The organism is Micrococcus sp. HSID17227 (assembly GCF_003989405.1).
Taxonomy (GTDB): Bacteria; Actinomycetota; Actinomycetes; order Actinomycetales; family Micrococcaceae; genus Micrococcus; species Micrococcus luteus.
Genome location: NZ_RBLN01000311.1, coordinates 1 through 2,461, shown reverse-complemented (window position 1 = coordinate 2,461; position 2,461 = coordinate 1). Strand labels below are relative to the sequence as shown.

Here is a 2,461-nt window from a genome sequence, read left to right as displayed (position 1 = left end):
CCCCCGCAGGACGGCCACGAGGCCCACGGGGACGCGGGGGGGGGCACGGAGGACGACGAGAAGGAGCCCGGCCACCCCGGTGCGGGGGCGGGCGCCCACCCCCGCCCCCCCCGAAGGCCCACGCCGCCGGCGGGCCGGCCCGGCCGCGCCCCTGCCGGGCCGGCCCGCCGGCCTTCCCGCACCACCCCCCCGCGCGGCGGACCCGCCGCGCCCACCCGCTTCGAAAGGACACACCATGAGCGCCGACCAGCAGCGTCCGCACGGCTCCTCCGATGCCGAGCGCGGCTCCGAGGAGGAGCCCATCGTGTTCAACGACCGTCGCCGCATCGACCCCGAGACCGGTGAGCCCCGGGTCTCCGCCGAGAGCGCGGCCGAGCAGGCCGAGGACGGCGACGCCCTCGCCCAGGCCGAGCGCATCCTCGACGAGGCCGGCGCGCAGGCCGGGACCGAGGCGCCGCAGCCCGCGGCCTCGGACCGCGAGGCCGAGCTCGAGACCGACCTGCGCCGGCTGCAGGCCGAGTTCGTGAACTACAAGCGTCGCGTGGACCGCGACCGCGACCTGGCCAGGGACGCCGGTGTGGTCAAGGCCGTCACCGCGCTGCTGCCGGTGCTCGACGACATCGACGCCGCCCGCGCCGCCGGCGACCTGACGGACGGTCCGTTCGCCGCGATCGCGACCAAGCTCGACACCGCCCTGGCCGGCCTCGGCCTCGAGCGCCACGACCAGGAGGCGCTGGCCGGCGTCGAGTTCGACCCGGCCGTGCACGAGGCCGTGATGCGCCAGCCGCACGCAGAGGTGCCCGCGGACCACGTGGTCCAGGTCTTCCGCAACGGCTATCTCCGGGACGGCCGCGTGCTGCGCGCCGCCCAGGTGATGGTCTCCGCCGGAGACGAGTGACCCCGTCGGCCGGCGGCCCACCCCGCCGCCGGCCGACCCCCCCTGACCGATGCACACGAGAGGAGGCACCATGGCCTCGCAGGATTGGATGGACAAGGACTTCTACGCGACCCTGGGGGTGTCCAAGGACGCCTCCGAATCGGACGTGAAGAAGGCCTACCGCAAGCTCGCCCGCACCCACCACCCGGACCAGAACCCCGGGGACGAGGCGGCCGAGAAGAAGTTCAAGGAGATCTCGGAGGCGTACGCCGTCCTGAGTGACCCCCAGGAGCGCCAGGAGTACGACGCGATCCGTGCGATGGGCGGCGGCGCCCGGTTCTCCGCCCCGGGCGGTGCCGGCGGCGGCGGCTTCGAGGACGTCTTCGGCGGCATGTTCGGCGGCGGGGGCGGCCCCCGCACCACGCAGTCCGGGCCCGACCTGTCGGACCTGTTCAGCGGGATGTTCGGCGGCGCCGCCGGCCAGACCGGCGGCTTCGGCGACGCCGGCTACCCGCGGCCGCGCCCCACGAAGGGCGCGGACCGCACCGCCACCACCACGATCTCCTTCCGCGGTTCGATCCAGGGCACCACGGTGTCCCTGCGCGCCCCGGACGGCGAGACGATCGAGGTGAAGATCCCGAAGGGCATCCGCGACGGCCAGAAGGTCCGGGCCCGCGGCAAGGGCTCGCCCGGTGCGGCCGGCCGCGGCGACCTGCTGGTCACCGTGCACGTGCGCGAGCACGAGTTCTTCCACCGGGACGGGGACGACCTGCGCATCACCGTGCCCGTCACCTTCCCCGAGGCCGCCCTCGGCGCCACGATCGAGGTGCCCACGCTGGAGCGCCCCGTGAAGGTGAAGGTGCCGGCGGGCTCCCAGTCCGGCCGCGTGCTGCGCCTGAAGGGCCGCGGTGTCGAGCGCGGGACGACGACGGGTGACCTGCTCGTGGAGCTGCACGTCACCGTGCCCACCGAGCTCGACGACGACGCCCGCGCCGCCATCGAGGCCCTGCAGTCCGCCCTGGCCGGCGACGATCCGCGGCGGGAGCTGGCCCGGAAGGCCGCCTGGTGAGCGCCCGCGACGGCGCCGCCCGCGCGGACCGGGGCCGCGAGCCGGGTCTTGACCGGAACGCCCCCGTCTTCGTGATCTCCGTGGCCGCCGAGATGGCGGACATGCACCCGCAGACCCTGCGCCAGTACGACCGGCTCGGCCTCGTGGTCCCCGCCCGCCAGGGCGGACGGCAACGCCGCTACTCCCTGGCCGATGTCGAGCGGCTGCAGACCGTGCAGGCCCTGAGCCGCGAGGGCATCTCGCTGGAGGGCATCCGCCGCGTGATCGCGCTGCAGCGCGAGGTCGAGCAGCTGCAGGACACCGTGGTCGAGCTGGCGGCCCAGGTGGACCGCCTCCACCACGCCTCCCGCCTGGCCCGCGTCTTCACCGTGGGCTCCGGCGGCGACGTCTCGGCCCGGTACGCCGACCGGATGGCCGCCCGCCGCCAGGCCGCGGCACGGACCGGCCACCGCTACGTCGCGCTGCCCGCCGCCGGGCCCGGCCCCGCCCGGCTCCCCGCCCCGCAGTGTGGGGGG

3 protein-coding genes are annotated in these 2,461 nt (G+C 76.1%); all 3 read left to right on the top strand.

Translation table 11 applies throughout. The features are described from left to right. Positions 1-235 precede the first annotated feature (235 nt). Positions 236-898, top strand: coding sequence for a nucleotide exchange factor GrpE (locus D8M29_RS11170; protein WP_010080231.1), 663 nt, complete (start codon positions 236-238; stop codon positions 896-898). Between the two features lie 70 nt (positions 899-968). After that, complete coding sequence (locus D8M29_RS11165) at positions 969-1,946, top strand: J domain-containing protein (protein WP_036337106.1); 978 nt, start codon at positions 969-971, stop codon at positions 1,944-1,946. Further along, positions 1,943-2,461: heat shock protein transcriptional repressor HspR (locus D8M29_RS11160; protein ID WP_370450172.1), on the top strand; the 519-nt coding region annotated here is incomplete at its 3' end. The genes D8M29_RS11165 and D8M29_RS11160, both read left to right, overlap by 4 nt.